Raw genomic sequence first — 17,552 nt, 5'->3', positions numbered from 1 at the left:
CGCCCCCATCGGGACGGCCCTCGTTCGGTACGGGTCGTGCGCTACAGCATCGACATGTGCACGTGGTCGGTGTGGTCCGACGGTCCGCTGTACGACTTCCACCCCGTCGCCGGGAACCAGATCTGCCGGTTCCAAATCACGTAGTAGATGCCAAGCCGGTCGGCGTTGCGGATCAGGAACGCGGCGAGGTTGTTGCCGTACATCCGGGTGTCGTTGTTGTGCCAGGACGAGAAACCGCTGTTCTGCAACGACCAGTCGCAGGCCTTGCCCTTCGGGTGCTCCCACGGCCCGCCCGGCCGGTAGCAGCCGACGAACCGCTTGAAGCCGGCCCGCCGGACCTCCTTGTACGCGTGCAGGGTGCGGGGGGTGATGGTGCCGGAGGTGGTCGGGTCGTCCTCGGTGCGCGACTCGGGGCGCCAGCCGCCGTCCGCCGTCCGACCAGGTGCGATCCGGGCGACCGGCGACTTCGCATCGACCAGGCCGCCGGTGAAGCCCCGGCCGCCGACCAGCGCCAGGGCCTTCTCCGCCTCCCGGCTCTCCCGGGCCATGTCGTTGGTGAGCTTCTGCTGCTCGCGCACCTCGGCGTCGAGGGCCAGCTTGGCCTGCTCCGCGCGGTTCTTGGCGGCGGTGACCCGGGCCAGCTTCTGCCCGTTGACCATGTTCAGCTCGTCCAGCACGGAGGCGCGCTGGACGAACGAGTCCGGCCCGCTGCTCTCCAGCAGCGCCGCCACCGCGCCGATCCGGCCGGTCCGGTACGACTGCGCCGCGATCTGCGAGACCTGCGGCCGCAACGCCTCCAACTCGTCCTGTGCGCGCTTCACCTCCAGCCCGAGCTGCTGCTGGCGCTTCTTGGACTTCTCCAGCTGGGTCTTCGCCTTCGAGTACTCGCGGTTGCGCAGCTCGATGACGTCGGTGAGCAGCTTGGGTTCCTCGTCCTCCCCGTGGCCGGAGGGGGTGGGGGTCGAGGGCGCGGCGGTCGCCGCTGTGGGCCCGGCGAGGATGGCCAGGGCGGCGAACACGGCCACCACCGGAGTCAACCAGCGGCGCAGGGGTGCCGTCACAGTGTTCCCTTCCGTCGACCGCCGACCGGGTTAGCTGACGGGTTCGGGACGGAAGTGGCCCCTACCGCTCGCGCGGATTCACCCCATGTACCTGGTTCCCCGGCTCGCCTCACGGCGATTGGGCGGCGGCACCGCAGGCGCCGCTGCGCGCCTTCGGCGGTGACCGGCAGCGAGGTTACCTGAGAGTCGTACCGGGGATCTACGTCCAGAACCCGACTAAAAGCGTTATTTCGTCGTGGCGGTACGTGACGAGTGACGCGTTCGTCAGGTTCCGCGTCGGCGTCGGTCACGCAGCGGAGTTTCACCATGCGGTGTCCGTGCTCCTTTCCGGGTCGGGCCACCGTGCGGGGGCCGGGGTGGACGGTCCGCCGGGGCGCGTGGCGCTCAGCGCCTCGAGCGCCGCGTCCCGGTCGGCGGAGGGGCGGGGCGTCGGCGCCGGGCCGTCGCCCGGCACCGGATCGGGTGCCGGGCCGCGCCCGGCGGTGGCGACCAGCGCGGCCAGCGCGGTGGTCAGCGGTACGGCGGCGATCAGGCCGAGCGTCGCCACCGCGCTGCGGACGATCTCCTGGGCCAGGAACTCGCTGGTGAGGATCTGGCTCACCGGCCGGCTGTCGGCGGTGAGCAGGAGCAGCAGCGGCAGCGACGCGCCCGCGTACGCGAGCACGATGGTGTTGACCGTGGAGGCGATGTGCGCCCGGCCGACCCGGGTGGCGGCCCGGTAGAGCTGGGTGCGGGACAGGCCGGGGTTGGCGTGCGACAGCTCGGTGACCGTGGCGGCCTGCGTGACGGTGACGTCGTCGAGCACGCCGAGCGAGCCGATGATGATGCCGGCCAGGAGCAGCCCGTGCAGGTCGACGTCGCGCTGGTACAGCGACAGCGTGGTGGCCTCCTCGCTGCCGAACCCGGTCAGGTGGGCGGCGGCGGTGGCCAGGCTGCCGAGCAGCCCGGTCAGCACCAGGCTGCCGAGCGTGCCGAGGACCGCCACCGAGGTCTGTGCGGTGATCCCGTGGGTCAGGTACAGCACCACGAACATGATCAGCGCCGAGCCGGTGATGGCGATCAGCAGCGGCGAGCCGCCCGTGGCGATGCCGGGTACGACGAAGGTGAGCAGGATGGCGAAGCTGGCGCCCAGCCCGGCCAGCGCGGCCAGCCCGCGCAGTCGGCCGAACGCCACGATCGCCGCCGCGAAGAGCGCGACCAGCCAGATCAGCGGCTTGCCCCGCTGGTGCTCGGCGATTTGGTAGCTGCTGGCGGTGGGGTCGGCCGGGTCGGAGAGCTGGACCAGCACCACCTCGTCGCCCACCGCCACGGTCGGTGCGCCCGGGCCGGACGGCACCTGGGTCTGCACCAGCTGCCCGCTGTCCGGGCCCTGCTCGACCTTGACCGTGACCGTCCCGCACGGACCCTCGGCCGCGCCGGGCGACCCGTCGGGAACCTCGGGTGCCGGCGGGCAGGGTTCGGTCAGCACCCGGGTCACCGTCCCGTGGTGGCGCGGCGGCTCGGCCCCGCCGTCGGTCTGCCGGGAGTCGCGCGGCCAGAGCGCCAGCGCGGCGATCACCGTGACGACGAACAGCGGGACCACCGTCGCGACGAGGATCCGCCGCACCCCGGGCGGGGCGGACGGAGCGGGACGGGTGTGGTCGGCGCCCATTGCGAGTCTCCCAACGATCCAGGGCGGAGTACGTGTCAGCCGGCCGGTCGGTTCACCGGCGGGCGGTGTGCACCGGGACGCGTACCGGGGTCTCGCCCCCGGGTGCCAGCGTGTTCACGCAGGGTGAGCGGGCGGCGTGGTCGGCGGGCCGCCCGGGTGGTTCGCCACGGCAACGGACCCCGGCGCGGTACGCGGGGCCGCGGCGGCGGCGGGCGGAGTGTCATGGCCGGAGAATCGTAGCCAGGTTCGCTGTTAGTCCGCCCGGTTCGCACCACCGGCGGCGCGCACCCCGGGCATCTTGGGGGCATGGACCAGCACGCCGGAGCTGCCCGGCACCCGGCGCCGGGCCGGCATCGGGGCCACGACAAGCACGCCGGCCATGACCCGGAGATGTTCCGCCGCCGGTTCTGGCTGTGCCTGGCGCTGACCCTGCCTGTCGTCGTCACCAGCCACATGGTGATGGACTGGTTCGGTTACTCGCTGGAGTTCCCCGGCCGGTCCCTGGTCGGGCCGGTGCTCGGCTCGGTGGTCTTCTTCTGGGGCGGCCGGCCGTTCCTGGTCGGGGCCGTCCGCGAGGTGCGCGACCGGGCCCCGGGCATGATGCTGCTGGTCGGGATGGCGATCACCGTCGCGTACGCCGCCTCGCTCGCCACCAGCCTGGGCGCGTTCGCGCTGGACTTCTGGTGGGAGCTGGCCGCCCTGGTCACCGTCATGCTGCTCGGGCACTGGCAGGAGATGAAGGCGATCGGCCAGGCGCGGGGCGCGCTCGCCGCGTTGGCCGCGCTGCTGCCCGACGACGCCGAGCGGGTCGGCCCGGACGGTGGCGTCGAGCGGGTGCCGGTGGCCGAGCTGGGCGTCGAGGACGTGGTGCTGGTCCGCCCCGGCGGCCGGGTGCCGGCCGACGGGCGGATCGTGGACGGCGCCGCCGAGCTGGACGAGTCGATGGTCACCGGCGAGTCCCGCCCGGTGTCGCGGGCGGTCGGCGACCGGGTGGTGGCCGGCACCGTCGCCACCGACTCGGCGATCCGGGTACGCGTCGACGCGGTCGGCGACCAGACCACGCTGGCCGGCATCCAGCGCCTGGTGGCGCAGGCGCAGCAGTCCGGCGGGCGGGCGCAGGTGCTGGCGGACCGCTTCGCCGCCTGGCTCTTCTATCTCGCCACCGGCACCGCCGTGCTGACCGTCCTGGCGTGGACCGCGCTGGGCGAGCGGGACGAGGCGGTGGTCCGGACCGTGACGGTCCTGGTGATCGCCTGCCCGCACGCGCTCGGCCTGGCCATCCCGCTGGTGATCGCGCTCTCCACCGCGCTGGCCGCCCGCTCCGGGGTGCTGGTCCGCGACCGGCTCGCGCTGGAGCGGATGCGCACCGTGGACGTGGTGCTCTTCGACAAGACCGGCACCCTCACCAAGGGTGAGCACGCGGTGGTCGGGGTGGCCGCCGCCCCGGGAACCGGCGAGGACGAGGTGCTGCGGCTCGCCGCCGGGGTCGAGGTGGACAGCGAGCACCCGCTGGCCCGGGCGATCGTCGCGGCCGCCGCCGAGCGCGGGGGCCCGGCGGCGGCCGCCGGCTTCCGTGCGCTGCCGGGGCGCGGTGTCCGGGCCGACATCGACGGCACGCCGTACGCGGTCGGTGGCCCCGCGCTCCTGCGGGAACAGGGGCTGGAGCTGCCCGGGGAGCTGGAGCCGGCGGCCCGGCGCTGGGCGGAGCGCGGCGCGGCGGTGCTGCACCTGGTCCGCCTGCCCGACACCGTCCTGGGCCTGCTCGCCCTCGCCGACGAGGTACGCCCCGAGGCGCGGGAGGCGATCGCCCAGCTGCGCGCCGAGGGGGTCCCCAGCATCGCCATGATCACCGGAGACGCCCGGGAGGTGGCCGAGGCGGTCGCCGAAGACCTCGGCTTCCGGCCCGGCGTCGACGAGGTCTTCGCCGAGGTGCTGCCCGCCGACAAGGACCAGAAGGTGATCGAGCTGCAACGCCGGGGGCGGCGGGTGGCGATGGTCGGCGACGGGGTCAACGACGCGCCGGCGCTGGCCCGGGCCGACGTGGGGATCGCCATCGGGGCGGGCACCGACGTGGCGATCGAGTCGGCCGGGGTGGTGCTCGCCTCGTCCGACCCGCGCGGCGTCGCCGGGGTGGTCCGGCTGAGCCGGGCGGCGTACCGGAAGATGCGGCAGAACCTGGCCTGGGCGGCCGGCTACAACGTGGTGGCGCTGCCGGTGGCGGCCGGCGTGCTGGCCGGGGCGGGCGTGGCGCTCAGCCCGGCGCTCGCGGCGGCGCTGATGTCCGCCTCGACGATCGTGGTGGCCCTCAACGCCCAGCTCCTGCGCCGGGTACGCCTCTGATCCGGGCAGCGGTCGGTTAGCGTGATCGGGTGCGTGCGGCGACGGCGTGGCCGTCCGGGTGGTGGGCCCGGCTACTGCTGCTCGCCTGCACCCTGCTCGGCCTGGCCGCCATGCACACCATCGGCCACGGCACGCACTCCACCGCGTCCCACTCCGACGGCCACGCCGTCGGCTCGTCGCCGACCGCCACCCGCCCCGAACCGGCCGCGCCTGCCGCCCCGGCTGACGGGGTCCCGGCCGCCCATGCCGCGGTCGCGCCGGTGTCGGGCGCCGCCCACGCCGCCGTCGCGCCGGTGTCGGGCGCCGGCCACGTCACCGTCGCGCCGGTGCAGGGTGCCGGGAGTGCCGCGGTCACGCTGGTGCCGGGTCCCGAGCACGTCGCCGACCTAGCGGCCGGTCAGGACTGCGCCGGGGCCGACTGCCGGCGGACGGCTGCCGAGGCGAGCGCGGGTGGCACGCTGGCGCTGCCGGCCGACCCACCCTCGGGCGCCCCGAGCGGCTGGAGCGTCTGCCTGGCGGTGCTCGGTGCCGTCACGGTGACGCTGCTGCTGGCGGCCCTGCTGCTCCGCCGCGCCCGCGCCGCCGGAGCGACCCGCCGGCCACGCCGGCCCTCGCGCGGGCCCCGCGCCCCGCCTCCGGACCCGGTCGGTCTCCGCCTCGCCACGGTGTCGGTGCTGCGCAGATAGGACGACCTGACGCGGCCACGCCGCGTCCGGAGTCCGTCGCGTACGTACCCACACCGAAAGGTTTCGATCGTGTCCACTCGTACCATCGCGCGCCGTGCCGCCCTGGCCGGCGTGACCCTCGGCGTCGCTGCCGCCCTGGCCGCCTGCGGCGGCGGGAACCACTCGGCCGGCCACGACATGCCGGGCGCGGGCGCCACCGCCGGCCCGTCGGCGAGCGGGTCCGCCGCCTTCGGCGACGCCGACGTGATGTTCGCCCAGATGATGATCCCGCACCACGAGCAGGCGGTGCGGATGTCGGAGCTGGCCGACAGCCGGGCGCGGGAACCCGAGGTCAAGCGCCTCGCCGCGCAGATCAAGGCCGCCCAGGCGCCGGAGATCGCCACCATGACCGGCTGGCTCGCCGCGTGGGGCCGGCCCGTCCCGTCCGGCAGCCCGCACGGCGGGCACGAGGACCACGGCATGCCCGGCATGATGTCCGACGCCGACATGAGGAAGCTGGCCGACGCCTCCGGTCAGGAGTTCGACCGGCAGTTCCTGACCATGATGATCGCCCATCACGAGGGCGCGATCACCATGGCGAAGGAGGAGCTCGCCCGGGGCGCCGATGCCGATGCCAAGGCGATGGCGCAGCAGATCGTCACGTCCCAGCAGGGTGAGATCGACACCATGCGGAAGATGCTCGCCCGGCTCTGACCGTCACCGCCGGGGCGCCCGGAGCCTTCGCCGCTCCGGGCGTCACGGTCGGTCGGCGCGCCCGCGCCGCGACCCGTCCCGGCGCGCCGGCACCGGTCGTGGACCGGTCAGCCGCGCTTCATCAGGCGACCGACGGCAGCCATCATCTCGGCGGCCATCTCGTCGGCGCGGCCCTCGGCGGCCCCTTCGTGCATGCAGTGCCGGGCGTGGCCGTCGAGCAGGCCGAGGGCCACCTTGTCCAGCGCGGCCTGGATCGCTGAGATCTGGGTCAGTACGTCGATGCAGTAGCGGTCGTCGTCGACCATCTTCTCCACGCCGCGGACCTGGCCCTCGACACGGCGCAGCCGCGCGAGCAGCTGGTCCTTGCTGGCGGTGTAGCCCCGGGTCGGGGTGCTCGGTGTGGTCATGCCGACCAGGATAGCGTACCCCTGGGGGGTATGCTACGGTCCTCCGGAGAGCTACCCCTGGGGGGTATAGCATGGAGGCGAGAGGAGAGCGGCCATGGTCACCACCACGTACCAGGTACAGGGCATGACCTGCGGGCACTGCGTGAACTCGGTCAGCACCGAGGTGAGCGCGATCGAGGGCGTCCGGGACGTCCAGGTGGACCTGGCCTCCGGCCGGGTCACCGTCACCAGCGAGAGCCCGCTGGACACCAACTCCGTCCGCGCCGCCGTCGACGAGGCCGGATACGACCTCGTCGAGGCGTGACGGGGACCACCCGAGGAAACCGAGGTAGCAGGATGAACACGGCGACGAAGCTGAGCGGTTTCGCCCTCGGCCTCGCGGCGGTGTTCGGCGCGGCGTACGGGGTCGGCCACCTGACCGACCCCGTCACGCCGGTCGCCGACGCCCGCCACGACCCCGCCGGTGCCGGCCACGGCGCCGACTCGCACGGCGCCGACCCCCGCGGCGGTGCCGCCACCGCCGCGGCGGTGCACCTGCCCGGCGGCCTGCTCGTCTCCGACCGCGGCTACACGATGCAGCCGGTGGACGCCCCGGCCGGGCAGTTCGCCTTCCGGATCACCGGTCCCGACGGCGCGCCGGTGACCGGCTACGAGGTGGCCCACGACAAGCGGATGCACCTGATCGTCGCGCAGCGCGACCTGTCCGGCTTCCGGCACGTTCATCCCGAGCTGGACGCCGACGGCACCTGGCGGGTGGACTCCCCGCTGAGCGGGCCGGGCGTCTGGCGCGCCTTCGCCGACTTCACGCCGTCCGGCGGCGAGCCGCTCACCCTCGGGGTCGACGTGGCCGTCCCCGGCCCGCTCCAGCCCCGGCCGCTGCCGGCCCCGGCCACCAGCACCACGGTCGACGGCTACACCGTCACCCTCGCCGGCACCCCGGAGCCGGGGCGCACCAGCCGGCTGACCCTGACCGTCAGCCGGGACGGGAAGCCGGTCACCGACCTGGAGCCGTACCTCGGGGCGTACGGGCACCTGGTGGCGTTGCGGCAGGGCGACCTGGCGTACCTGCACGTGCACCCGGAGGGCGTACCCGGTGACGGGCGCACCCCGGCCGGGCCGGCGGTGACCTTCGCCGCGGAGGTGCCCTCGGCCGGCAGCTACCGGCTCTACCTCGACTTCAAGCACGGCGGCACGGTGCGCACCGCCGAGTTCACCGTGCCGGCCGGTGCCGTGCCACCGGCCCCGACGACCGTCCCGGCCGCTCCCGCCCCGACCACCGGCGCCGACCACGGCGCCCCCGGTCACGGGCACAACTGATCGGAGGCGCCGCGATGACCTCGACCGCGAAGTCCCTGCCGGTCGCACCCCACCTGATCGAGCTCTCCATCGGCGGGATGACCTGCGCGTCCTGCGCCGCCCGGATCGAGAAGAAGCTCAACCGGATGGAGGGCGTGACCGCCACCGTCAACTACGCCACCGAGAAGGCCACCGTCCGGTACGCCGACGAGGTCAGCCCGGACGACCTCATCGCCACGGTGGAGAAGACCGGCTACACCGCCGTCGTGCCGCCCCCGCCCACCCCGGCCGGAACGGCCCAGCCGGCGGCCGAGCCGGCCGACGAGCTGCGCGGCCTGCGCACCAGGCTGTGGGTCTCGGTCGCGCTGACCGTGCCGGTGATCGTGCTGGCCATGGTGCCGGTCTGGCAGTTCACCTACTGGCAGTGGCTGTCGCTGACCCTGACCGCCCCGGTGGTGGTCTACGGCGGGCTGCCGTTCCACCGGGCCGCCTGGATCAACCTGCGGCACGGCGCGGCCACCATGGACACCCTGGTCTCGCTCGGGACCCTGGCCGCGTTCGGCTGGTCGCTCTGGGCGCTCTTCCTCGGCGACGCCGGGATGCCCGGGATGACCCACCCGTTCCGGCTCGACATCACCCGCACCGACGGGGCCGGCAACATCTACCTGGAGGCGGCGGCCGGCGTCACGGTGTTCCTCCTCGCCGGCCGGTACTTCGAGGCCCGCTCCAAGCGGACCGCCGGCGCCGCCCTGCGCGCCCTGCTGGAGCTGGGCGCCCGGGACGTCGCGGTGCTGCGCGGCGGCGAGGAGAGCCGGATCCCGGTCGACCAGCTCGCGGTGGGGGACCGGTTCGTGGTCCGCCCCGGCGAGAAGATCGCCACCGACGGCGTGGTGGACGAGGGCACCTCCGCCGTCGACGCCAGCATGCTCACCGGGGAGTCGGTACCGGTCGAGGTCGGCCCGGGCGACACCGTGGTCGGCGCCACGGTGAACGCGGGCGGCCGGCTGGTGGTCACCGCCACCCGGGTCGGCGCGGACACCCAGCTCGCGCAGATGGCGAAGCTGGTGGAGCAGGCGCAGACCGGCAAGGCGGCCGTGCAGCGGCTGGCCGACCGGATCTCCGGCGTCTTCGTCCCGGTCGTGATCGCCCTGGCCGTGGCCACGCTGGGCTGGTGGCTCGGCACCGGGGCGGGCCCGACGGTGGCGTTCACCGCCGCGGTAGCCGTGCTGATCATCGCCTGCCCCTGCGCGCTCGGCCTGGCCACGCCGACGGCGCTGCTGGTCGGCACCGGTCGGGGAGCCCAGCTCGGCATCCTGATCAAGGGGCCGGAGGTGCTGGAGTCCACCCGCCAGGTGGACACCGTGGTGCTCGACAAGACCGGCACGGTCACCACCGGCCGGATGACCCTGGTCGACGTGCTCCCCGCCCCGGGGGTCGAGCGCGGCGAGCTGCTCCGGCTCGCCGGGGCGCTGGAGGCCGGCTCCGAGCACCCGATCGCCCGCGCGGTCGCGGCGGGCGCCGCCGAGGCGGGCGCGCTGCCGCCGGTCACCGGCTTCGCGAACGCCGAGGGGCTCGGCGTCACCGGCACGGTCGACGGCCACGAGCTGGTCGTCGGCCGGCTCCGGCTGCTGCGCGAGCGGGGCCTGGCCGTACCCGAGGAGGTCGTGCGGGCGGCGGGCGAGGCGGAGGCGGCCGGTCGGACGGCCGTGCTGGCCGGCTGGGACGGGCGGGCCCGGGGCGTCCTCGCGGTCGCCGACGTGGTCAAGCCGACCAGCCGGGCGGCGGTCGAGAAGCTGCGTGGCCTGGGGCTCAGGCCGGTGCTGCTCACCGGCGACAACGACACGGTGGCCCGAGCGGTGGCCGGCGAGGTCGGCATCGACGAGGTGATCGCCGAGGTGCTGCCGGCCGACAAGGTCGACGTGGTCACCCGGCTCCAGGCCGAGGGGCGGACCGTCGCGATGGTCGGCGACGGGATCAACGACGCCGCCGCGCTCGCCCAGGCCGATCTCGGGCTGGCCATGGGCACCGGCACGGACGTGGCGATCGAGGCCTCCGACCTGACCCTGGTGCGCGGGGACCTCACCGCCGCGGTGGACGCGATCCGGCTCTCCCGGCGGACCCTGGCCGTCATCAAGGGCAACCTCTTCTGGGCGTTCGCCTACAACCTGGCCGCCCTGCCGCTGGCCGCCGCCGGCCTGCTCAACCCGATGATCGCCGGAGCGGCGATGGCCTTCTCGTCGGTCTTCGTGGTGGCCAACAGCCTCCGGCTGCGCGGGTTCCGCCCGGTCGCCTGAGCCGCGAGCGCCGCCGGCCCCCGGGGTCGGCGGCGCCCGGAACGGTGGTTCGCGCCGCGGGTCACCGTGGGTGATCACCCCGTCGGTGCGGTGGGTTTCCGTCCGGAGCGGGTGGGGTACATCCGGAGCGTCGGAGGAACTGCTACGTGGAGGATCGCATGGGTATCGACGACAAGATCGACAACGCGTCCGAGAACACCGCCGGCAAGATCAAGGAAGGCGTCGGTCGGGCCACCGACGACGAGCGCCTCGAGGCCGAGGGTCGCAACGACCAGGCCAAGTCCAACCTCAAGCAGGCGGGCGAGAAGATCAAGGACGCCTTCAAGAGCTGACGTACGCTTCCGCGCGCCGGGCCGACGATCCGTCGGCCCGGCGTGCTGCGTGCCACACCGGCCCGGCCCGGCCGACGTCGCCGAGAGCCTCGGCGGCACTGTCGAGCCCGACAGCGGACGGTGACCGGAGTCCAGACCGGAGCAGAATGCGCGGACGACCCGGGGCGGGAAAGGCTCCCGCGTGTCCCGGGGGCGACCGGGGTCGTTGCCAGGACAGCGTCCGCCGCGTCCCGACCGAAGCGGCCGGGGTCGGGCGTTCCCGCCCACCCACCGGCCGGCCCGTACCGTCCACCCGAGACGGTCGACACCCGAACGGGGAAGTCATGATCCGACGCTCCGCCGCCGCGCTCGCCCTGGCCTGCGCGGCCCTCACCGCCGGTTGCCAGCAGGCCGGTGACGACGCCGCCGACCCGCAGGCCGCGACGCCCACCGCGAGCGCCACCCCCGCCGCGACCCTCGCACCGACCGCCGGCCCCAGCGCGTCGCCGAGCGGCCCGAGCGCCGCCAACACCGCCGCCGTCTGCCGCAAGGTCGATCAACTGATCATCGAGGGCAGCCGGAAGATCGCCGACGACTCGGCGGCGGCCACCCGCCGTCAGCTCACCCCGGAGCAGCTCAACGGCCAGCTCAAGGGCAGTCTCGCCGCGCTCGCCGACGACGTGCGGGAGCAGGCCGCCAACGCGGAGGACCCGCGGATCAGGGAGCTGGTGACCGACGCCGCGAAGCAGATCGACACCGGCGCCGCGGCGGACAGCCCGGCGAGGTGGATGGCGACGGGCTTCGTCCGAATCCCCGAGCGGCTCACCCGCGACTGCCACGTCTGACCGGCGTACCCCTCAGCGTCGTACCCGGTAGGTCAGGTGGGTGACCGTCGGGCCGGCCACCACCGACACCTGCTCCAGCCGGGGGTCGCCGACGCCGTCGAAGAGCCGTTCGCCGCCCCCCAGCACGATCGGGACGAGGTGCAGCTGGAGGGTGTCCAGCAGCCCGGCCGCCAGGCACTGGTTGACCGTGCTCGCGCCGCCCGCCACCGAGACCACCCGCTCGCCGGCCACCTCCCGCGCCTGGCGCAGCGCGGCGGACAGCCCCTCGGTGACGAACCGGAACTCGGTGCCGCCCCGCATGGTCAGCGGCTCGCGGGGGTGGTGGGTGAGCACGAAGACCGGTGTCCGGAACGGCGGGTCGTCGCCCCACCAGCCGGTCCAGTCGAGGTCCCACGGCCCGTCGCCGCCGCCGAACATCCGGCGCCCCATCACGTACGCCCCGACGTCCCGGGTCATCTCGTCGATTACCTCGGCGTCGACGCCGCGCTCCCCGCCGGCCAGCCCGTGCCGCTCCCGCCAGGCGTCCAGCCCGAAGAACCACTCGTGCAGGCGCAGCCCGCCCCGGCCCAGCGGGTCCTGCCGGCTCTGGTCCGGCCCCGCCACGTACCCGTCCAGCGACATCGATATCTGACAGCTCACCGTAGCCATGCGGGGTGGACTCCCGTCGTCGCCGGAAGTCATCGGTCGCCCGCCAGGCGGGCCGCGCGTACCTCGAGGTAGCGCCGCTCCGGCAGGCTGGTGGTCCGCCGGGCGGCCAGCAGGTACGCCTCCCGCGCCGCCTCCCGCTCCCCGGCCCGCTCCAGCAGGTGGGCCCGGACGGCGGCCAGCCGGTGATGGCCGGCGATCCGCTCGTCGGCGTCGAGCGGGGCGAGCAGGGCGAGCCCGGCGCGCGGACCGTCCACCATGGCCACCGCGACGGCCTGGTTGAGGGTGACCATCGGGTTCGGCGACACCGCCGCCAGCACCCGGTAGAGCGCGACGATCTGCCGCCAGTCGGTCTCCTGCGCCGAGGGCGCCTCGGCGTGCACCGCCGCGATCGCCGCCTGGAGCTGGTACGGCCCCGGCGGCGACCAGGTCAGCGCCTCGGTCACCAGGGCCACCCCCTCGGCGACGGCGCGCCGGTCCCACCGGCTGCGGTCCTGCTCGGCGAGCGGAACCAGTTCCCCGCCCGGCCCGGTCCGGGCCGGCCGGTGCGCGTCGGTGAGCAGCATCAGCGCGAGCAGGCCGGCCACCTCGCCGTCGTCGGGCAGCGCCCGGCGGAGCTGGCGGGTCAGCCGGATCGCCTCCCCGGTCAGCTCGACCCGGTGCAGGTCCGCGCCGCTGGAGGCGGTGTAGCCCTCGTTGAAGATCAGGTACAGCACGTGCAGCACGGTGCGCAGCCGCTCGTCGCGCTCGGCGGGCGACGGCATGACGAACCGCGCGCCGGCCGCCTCGACCCGCTGCTTGGCCCGACGGATGCGTTGGCCCATGGTCGGCTCCGGCACCAGGAACGCCTGGGCGATCTGGGCGGTGCTCAGCCCGCCCACCGCGCGCAGGGTCAGCGCCAGCTGCGCCGACCGGGGCAGCGCCGGATGGCAGCAGAGGAACAACAGGGTGAGGCTGTCGTCGGCGGTGGACGGCGACTCGTCCGCGGGCGGGGCGACCGCCGCGTACGCCGGCTCCCGGAGCGCGACGGCGACCTCGCGGTCCCGGCGGGCCCGCTCGCTGCGCCACTCGTCGGTCAGCCGACGGCCGGCGACGGTGAGCAGCCACGCCCGTGGATTGTCCGGCACGCCCTGCTCCGGCCACTGGGTGGCGGCGGCCAGCAGCGCCTCCTGCACCGCGTCCTCGCAGGCGGAGAAGGCGCCGTGCCGGCGGACCAGGATGCCGAGGACCTGCGGCGCGAGCGCACGCAGCAGGTCCTCCACCTCCCGGAGCGTCACATCTCGGTCCCGGCCTCGTCCATCACCGGACGCACCTCCAGCACGCCGAAGCCCATCCGGACGTCGGGCCAGCGCGCGGCGATCTCGACGGCCCGCTCCGGGGTGTCGCAGTCGACCATCAGGTAGCCGGCGAACTGCTCCTTGCTCTCCATGAACGGACCGTCGGTCACCTCGGGGCGCTCGCCCCGCAGCTGGACGGTACGGGTCTGCGACGGGTCGGCCAGCGCCTGACCGCCGACCAGCTCACCGGTCCCGGTCAGCTCCTTCATGATCTCGTCGACCTCGCCGAAGAGCGCGGTGCGCTCCTGCTCGGAGAGGCCCTCGACGAAGCCGGGCCGGTTCCAGATCAGCAACATGTACTTCACGTGGTGCTCCTGACCTCGCGTGGCCACGCCGTTCGTGGCCCTCGGGAAGTGGTCGGAGCCGGCCCGGTGGATCCGACACCGCCGCTGCGAAGATTCTGCCCGAGTGGTCAGCGCCGGCCGGGCAGCGGCCGGGCGGGTGGCGCGCCGGGGCCCAGCGACGCCCGATCGGCCGCGGAGGTGCCGGAGTGCCAGCCGTCGGCGTCCCGGATGGTCAGCCGGGCCCGGGTGACGCCGGGGAAGAGCGTCTCCATCCGCTCCCGCACCGCGTCGGAGCGGGCGGCCAGCACGGGGAGCAGCCGTTCCGGACCGGTCGCCTCGGCCGCCTGCCGGTCGGCCGCCTCCGTCGCCGCCCGCAGCCGTTCGCCGATGCGCAGGGCGAACGCGTGCAGGAACGACTCGTCGTACGCCTTGGTCCGCCGGCTGCTGCCCCGCCCGCGCTCGGCGCGGCCGCGCAGCATCGCGGCGGTGGCCTGCACCAGCAGCGACGTGTAAAGCAGTTCGACCGCCTCCAGGTCGCCCGCGAAGCCGAGCACGGTGGCGAAGCCCAGATCGTCGTTCCAGACCGACTCGCACCGGTTCGCCGTCGCCACCTCCTGCACCAGCAGCGCCTTCGCTCCCGCGTACGGGGCGTCGGTGCTCAGGCGCATCCCGTCGGGCCGGTCGGGGCGCTCCGCGGTGGCCTCGACCAGCGCCCGGTCCAGGCTGTGCCGGGCGATCAGCTCCTGCGCCTTGCCGGTCAGCGCCTCCGCCTCGGCCGGGAAGGTGGTCGACTCCGCCTTGGCCAGCAGCGCCCGGACCCGGTCGAGCATCACCGAACCGGTGCGCCCGGCAGCGCCGCGCCGGGCGACGGCCGACCCGCCCCCGCCGGGCGGCGGGCGCAGCATCGCGACCGGCGGCAGGCTGTCCAGCAGGGCCAGCACCTCGACCGCGTCGCGCAGCGCGGTGATCCGGTCCTCACCCTCACGGGTGGCCCAGCGGCCCAGCCAGCCGGCGTCGTCGTCCCACCACACCCGGGCGGCCAGCCCGTCGAGTTGCTCGTCCCACCACGGCGGGACGTCGCCGGCCGGGGTGCGGCGCTCGGCGGCCAGCGCGTCGCGGACCAGCCGGCCGGCTCGCGGGCCGAGACGACGGGCCACCATCCGGGCCACGTCGACCGGCTGCCAGCCGCGCGACCAGAGCCGGGCGAGAGCGCCCGCCAGGCGGTCGAGAAGGGCGGCGTCCACCGCCGCCGTGCCGTCCGTGGCGCCGGTGCCGACGACGAGCCGGTCCAGCTTCCGCTCCGCGTCGCGTACGTCGGTGCCGCGCACCGCCGCGACCGCGGCGGCGATGAGGGCGTCAACGTCCGGCACGGGTGGTCCTTCCTGAGGGGGAGACGCCCGGGTGATGTCCGGATCGTCGGGAGTGTCTGCCGGCAACGGTACCGGGTCCGGATTCGGCGGCCCGATCACTCATCCGTCCGAGCCCCGTTCGCGTACTCCTGCCCGAACGGACGGAGGTCGAGGGTGACAAGCCTGACGGTGAGCGGGGCGACCGAGCGGGGCCGGCACCGCGGTCGGCGCGGGGCCCGGGCGGGCGTACTGGTGCTGGTGCTGCTGGTGGTCGCCGGCCTGGGCGGCGGTGCCTGGGCGGCCCGGCGCGGCGGGCTGGATCTCGGCGGCCTGGTCGGCGACGTCCGCCGCGCGCCCGCGCCGGCCCGCGCGGCGGTGGCCGCGCCGGCCGACGCCCCGCCCCGGGGCCGCCCGGCGGCCACCCCCACCGCCCGCGTCCTGCGCTACCCCGATCGGGGTACGGGCACCTGGCGGACCGCCACCGCGCAGGGCGCGGTGGCCGGGCGCGCGGGCGAGCTGCTGCGCTACCGGGTGGCGGTCGAGGGCGGCATCGACGAGGTGGACGTGGAACGGTTCGGCCGGGAGGTGGCCGTGGTGCTCGCGGACCGCCGAGGCTGGACGGGCGGGGGCCGGTGGCGGCTGCAACGGGTCGGCCCGTCCACCCCGGCCGACTTCACCGTGCTGCTAACCACCCCGGCGACCCGCGCCGACCTGTGCGGGGACGCCGACGACCGCTACACCTCCTGCCGCAACGGCGACCGGGTGGTCGTCAACGTGGCCCGCTGGGCGCGCGGGGCATCGGGATTCGGCGGTGACCTGGCGACCTACCGGGCGTACGTGCTCAACCACGAGGTGGGCCACCGGCTCGGTGCGGGGCACGAGCTCTGCCCGGCGCGGGGCGCGCCGGCCCCGGTGATGCAGCAGCAGACGCTGGGGCTGCACGGCTGCGCGCCGAACGCCTGGCCGTACGTCGACGGGACCCTCTACACCGGTCCGCCGGGGGAGTACGACGACCCGGTACCGGCCGGGGACTGACCCCGCGTCCGTCCCGCGGACGGGACGGGCGCGTGCGTTCCCGGACCGGTGGGGTTAGGCTCGACGCGCTGGTCTCTGCCTTCTGCTACGAGGGAACGGGCCCGGTGGGCGTAGGGAGCAAGGCAGTGCACACCGAGCGCGGGCACCTCGTGCCGACATCGGCGCGGGGCCTCCGGATCACCCTGACGAACACCGCCGGCGAACTCCTGCGGGTGAGCGTCGCCGGTGAGGTGGACCTCGCCACCTCCGGTGAGCTGCGTGCGGCGCTGGACGCCGTGCTGGCCGGCCTCTCCGACACCCCGGTCGAGGTGGACCTCGCCGACGTGCCGTTCCTGGACTCCTCCGGCGTGCACGTCCTGCTCGACGCGTACGCCCTGGCCGCCGCCCGGGGCTGCCCGCTGGTCGTGGCCGGCGACGTGCGACCCGTCGTCCGTCGGGTCCTGGAGATCACCGGGGTGCTCGCCCTGCTCGGGCTCTCTCCGGCTGGCCGGTGACGTTCAGCTCGCCCGTCTCCACCAGGTCACGAGCCACGTCGACCAGCTTGACGTTGATCCGTTGGCTCGCCGTCACCAGGAGTTGGAAGGCCTGGTCGCCGGTGAGCCGGTGCCGTTCCATCAGGATGCCCTTGGCCTGGCCGATCAGGTCGCGGACGTCCAGCGCCCGGCTCAGCTGGTCCAGTCGGCGGGCGTCGGCGACCGCCACGGCCGAGTGCGCGGCGAAGAGTAGCCCGACCCGCTCCGACTCGTCGGTGAAGGCGTGCGGCTCGCGGGCGTAGAGGTTGAGCGCGCCGAGGTTGTCCCGGGCGACGTAGAGCTGGAACGACAGCATGCTGCCCACACCCAGCTCCCGCGCCCGGACGATGAACGCCGGCCAGCGCTCCTCGGTGGCCACGTCGGGCAGCCGGACGGTCCGCTCGGTGTACGCCGAGGTGAGGCAGGGACCCTCCCGGGTCTCGTACTGCGCCCGGTCGATGCGCTGGACCACCTCGCCGGTGGCGGCCGGGGTGCTCACCCGGCGCCGCCCCTCGATCTCGGTGATTCCGGCGTGCCAGGCGCCGGGCACGGTGTCGACGGCCGCCCGCACGATGGCCCGGAGGGTGTCCTCCACCGTCCGCTCGCCCTGGAACTCGCGGGCGAGCGCGGCGAGCCGGGCGGCTAGCGCGTTGCCGCCGGTGCGGCCGTCCCGGCCGTCTGGGGAGGCCGCGGCGGGACGGGGGTGTGGTTGTTCGTTGGCCGGCACGGTGCCTCCTTCCCACCGCAGGCGGGGGTTGCGGCACGCCGCCGCCCCCGCCGCGGTTCCTGACGAAATCGCCGGTACC

At 75.1% G+C, this 17,552-nt stretch carries 18 protein-coding genes and 1 riboswitch; of the genes, 10 read left to right on the top strand and 8 right to left on the bottom strand.

Annotated elements, in window-relative coordinates; genetic code table 11:
* Positions 1–41: 41 nt before the first annotated feature.
* Both ACSNN7_RS08645 and ACSNN7_RS08640 read right to left on the bottom strand, forming a co-directional pair.
* The gene (locus ACSNN7_RS08645; protein WP_436680142.1) at positions 42–1,061 is read right to left on the bottom strand and encodes a coiled-coil domain-containing protein; all 1,020 of its coding nucleotides are present in this window, start codon (positions 1,059–1,061) and stop codon (positions 42–44) included.
* Positions 1,062–1,065: 4 nt separating this feature from the next.
* A riboswitch (cyclic di-AMP (ydaO/yuaA leader) is annotated at positions 1,066–1,196 on the bottom strand.
* 166 nt (positions 1,197–1,362) lie between these two features.
* A complete protein-coding gene (locus tag ACSNN7_RS08640; protein WP_436680141.1) occupies positions 1,363–2,712 on the bottom strand; it encodes a YibE/F family protein in 1,350 nt (449 codons plus the stop codon).
* A 306-nt stretch (positions 2,713–3,018) separates the two neighbouring features.
* Between ACSNN7_RS08640 and ACSNN7_RS08635 the strand changes: the two genes are divergently transcribed.
* From ACSNN7_RS08635 to ACSNN7_RS08625, 3 genes are all read left to right on the top strand, one after another.
* Positions 3,019–5,052 (top strand): heavy metal translocating P-type ATPase, encoded by a 2,034-nt coding sequence (locus ACSNN7_RS08635; protein WP_436680140.1) that lies wholly within the window; start codon positions 3,019–3,021, stop codon positions 5,050–5,052.
* A 29-nt stretch (positions 5,053–5,081) separates the two neighbouring features.
* Positions 5,082–5,738, top strand: a complete 657-nt coding sequence (locus ACSNN7_RS08630; protein ID WP_436680139.1) for a hypothetical protein — start codon at positions 5,082–5,084, stop codon at positions 5,736–5,738.
* Positions 5,739–5,807: 69 nt separating this feature from the next.
* Positions 5,808–6,431, top strand: a complete 624-nt coding sequence (locus ACSNN7_RS08625) for a DUF305 domain-containing protein (RefSeq protein ID WP_436680138.1) — start codon at positions 5,808–5,810, stop codon at positions 6,429–6,431.
* Between the two features lie 107 nt (positions 6,432–6,538).
* Here ACSNN7_RS08625 and ACSNN7_RS08620 read toward each other — a convergent pair whose 3' ends face one another.
* Positions 6,539–6,838 (bottom strand): metal-sensitive transcriptional regulator, encoded by a 300-nt coding sequence (locus tag ACSNN7_RS08620; protein ID WP_154939970.1) that lies wholly within the window; start codon positions 6,836–6,838, stop codon positions 6,539–6,541.
* Positions 6,839–6,932: 94 nt separating this feature from the next.
* Here ACSNN7_RS08620 and ACSNN7_RS08615 point away from each other — a divergent pair, with 94 nt between their 5' ends.
* The 5 genes from ACSNN7_RS08615 (at position 6,933) to ACSNN7_RS08595 (ending at position 11,584) form a co-directional block, all read left to right on the top strand.
* Positions 6,933–7,142: a heavy-metal-associated domain-containing protein gene (locus tag ACSNN7_RS08615; protein ID WP_436680137.1), complete on the top strand. Its 210-nt coding sequence runs from the start codon at positions 6,933–6,935 to the stop codon at positions 7,140–7,142.
* Positions 7,143–7,174: 32 nt separating this feature from the next.
* Positions 7,175–8,155 carry a hypothetical protein gene (locus ACSNN7_RS08610; protein WP_436680136.1) on the top strand — a complete coding sequence of 327 codons (981 nt, stop codon included), beginning with the start codon at positions 7,175–7,177 and terminating at the stop codon, positions 8,153–8,155.
* Between the two features lie 14 nt (positions 8,156–8,169).
* Positions 8,170–10,428 (top strand): heavy metal translocating P-type ATPase, encoded by a 2,259-nt coding sequence (locus tag ACSNN7_RS08605; protein ID WP_436680135.1) that lies wholly within the window; start codon positions 8,170–8,172, stop codon positions 10,426–10,428.
* Positions 10,429–10,586: 158 nt separating this feature from the next.
* Positions 10,587–10,760, top strand: coding sequence for a CsbD family protein (locus tag ACSNN7_RS08600; RefSeq protein WP_334452516.1), 174 nt, complete (start codon positions 10,587–10,589; stop codon positions 10,758–10,760).
* 323 nt (positions 10,761–11,083) lie between these two features.
* Positions 11,084–11,584, top strand: coding sequence for a hypothetical protein (locus tag ACSNN7_RS08595; RefSeq protein ID WP_436680134.1), 501 nt, complete (start codon positions 11,084–11,086; stop codon positions 11,582–11,584).
* A gap of 12 nt (positions 11,585–11,596) precedes the next feature.
* On the opposite strand, the gene ACSNN7_RS08590 is transcribed toward ACSNN7_RS08595, so the two are convergent.
* From ACSNN7_RS08590 to ACSNN7_RS08575, 4 genes are all read right to left on the bottom strand, one after another.
* Positions 11,597–12,232, bottom strand: coding sequence for a dihydrofolate reductase family protein (locus ACSNN7_RS08590; protein ID WP_436680133.1), 636 nt, complete (start codon positions 12,230–12,232; stop codon positions 11,597–11,599).
* A gap of 29 nt (positions 12,233–12,261) precedes the next feature.
* The gene (locus ACSNN7_RS08585) at positions 12,262–13,506 is read right to left on the bottom strand and encodes an RNA polymerase sigma factor (RefSeq protein WP_436680132.1); all 1,245 of its coding nucleotides are present in this window, start codon (positions 13,504–13,506) and stop codon (positions 12,262–12,264) included.
* A complete protein-coding gene (locus ACSNN7_RS08580; RefSeq protein ID WP_436680176.1) occupies positions 13,503–13,862 on the bottom strand; it encodes a YciI family protein in 360 nt (119 codons plus the stop codon). Before ACSNN7_RS08580 ends, ACSNN7_RS08585 begins: the two co-directional genes overlap by 4 nt.
* Positions 13,863–13,978: 116 nt before the next feature.
* Positions 13,979–15,220, bottom strand: coding sequence for a DUF2786 domain-containing protein (locus ACSNN7_RS08575; RefSeq protein ID WP_436680131.1), 1,242 nt, complete (start codon positions 15,218–15,220; stop codon positions 13,979–13,981).
* A 153-nt stretch (positions 15,221–15,373) separates the two neighbouring features.
* Between ACSNN7_RS08575 and ACSNN7_RS08570 the strand changes: the two genes are divergently transcribed.
* Both ACSNN7_RS08570 and ACSNN7_RS08565 read left to right on the top strand, forming a co-directional pair.
* Positions 15,374–16,234, top strand: coding sequence for a DUF3152 domain-containing protein (locus tag ACSNN7_RS08570; protein WP_436680130.1), 861 nt, complete (start codon positions 15,374–15,376; stop codon positions 16,232–16,234).
* Positions 16,235–16,359: 125 nt separating this feature from the next.
* Positions 16,360–16,728 carry an STAS domain-containing protein gene (locus ACSNN7_RS08565; protein WP_436680129.1) on the top strand — a complete coding sequence of 123 codons (369 nt, stop codon included), beginning with the start codon at positions 16,360–16,362 and terminating at the stop codon, positions 16,726–16,728.
* On the opposite strand, the gene ACSNN7_RS08560 is transcribed toward ACSNN7_RS08565, so the two are convergent.
* On the bottom strand, positions 16,682–17,473 hold the full coding sequence (locus ACSNN7_RS08560; RefSeq protein ID WP_436680128.1) for an ANTAR domain-containing protein: 792 nt from the start codon (positions 17,471–17,473) through the stop codon (positions 16,682–16,684). The genes ACSNN7_RS08565 and ACSNN7_RS08560 overlap by 47 nt on opposite strands.
* Positions 17,474–17,552: the final 79 nt, after the last annotated feature.

This window comes from Micromonospora sp. URMC 105 (assembly GCF_051386295.1).
Taxonomy (GTDB): Bacteria; Actinomycetota; Actinomycetes; order Mycobacteriales; family Micromonosporaceae; genus Micromonospora.
The sequence above is the reverse complement of the archived record's forward strand: the minus strand, read 5'-3'. Positions and strand labels throughout refer to the sequence as shown.

Coding starts and splice junctions, on each gene's coding strand:
- ACSNN7_RS08640 (WP_436680141.1), bottom strand. CDS start 2,712: ATGGGCGCCGACCACACCCGTCCCGCTCCGTCCGCCCCGCCCGGGGTG.
- ACSNN7_RS08635 (WP_436680140.1), top strand. CDS start 3,019: ATGGACCAGCACGCCGGAGCTGCCCGGCACCCGGCGCCGGGCCGGCAT.
- ACSNN7_RS08620 (WP_154939970.1), bottom strand. CDS start 6,838: ATGACCACACCGAGCACCCCGACCCGGGGCTACACCGCCAGCAAGGAC.
- ACSNN7_RS08615 (WP_436680137.1), top strand. CDS start 6,933: ATGGTCACCACCACGTACCAGGTACAGGGCATGACCTGCGGGCACTGC.
- ACSNN7_RS08610 (WP_436680136.1), top strand. CDS start 7,175: ATGAACACGGCGACGAAGCTGAGCGGTTTCGCCCTCGGCCTCGCGGCG.
- ACSNN7_RS08605 (WP_436680135.1), top strand. CDS start 8,170: ATGACCTCGACCGCGAAGTCCCTGCCGGTCGCACCCCACCTGATCGAG.
- ACSNN7_RS08600 (WP_334452516.1), top strand. CDS start 10,587: ATGGGTATCGACGACAAGATCGACAACGCGTCCGAGAACACCGCCGGC.
- ACSNN7_RS08595 (WP_436680134.1), top strand. CDS start 11,084: ATGATCCGACGCTCCGCCGCCGCGCTCGCCCTGGCCTGCGCGGCCCTC.
- ACSNN7_RS08590 (WP_436680133.1), bottom strand. CDS start 12,232: ATGGCTACGGTGAGCTGTCAGATATCGATGTCGCTGGACGGGTACGTG.
- ACSNN7_RS08580 (WP_436680176.1), bottom strand. CDS start 13,862: ATGTTGCTGATCTGGAACCGGCCCGGCTTCGTCGAGGGCCTCTCCGAG.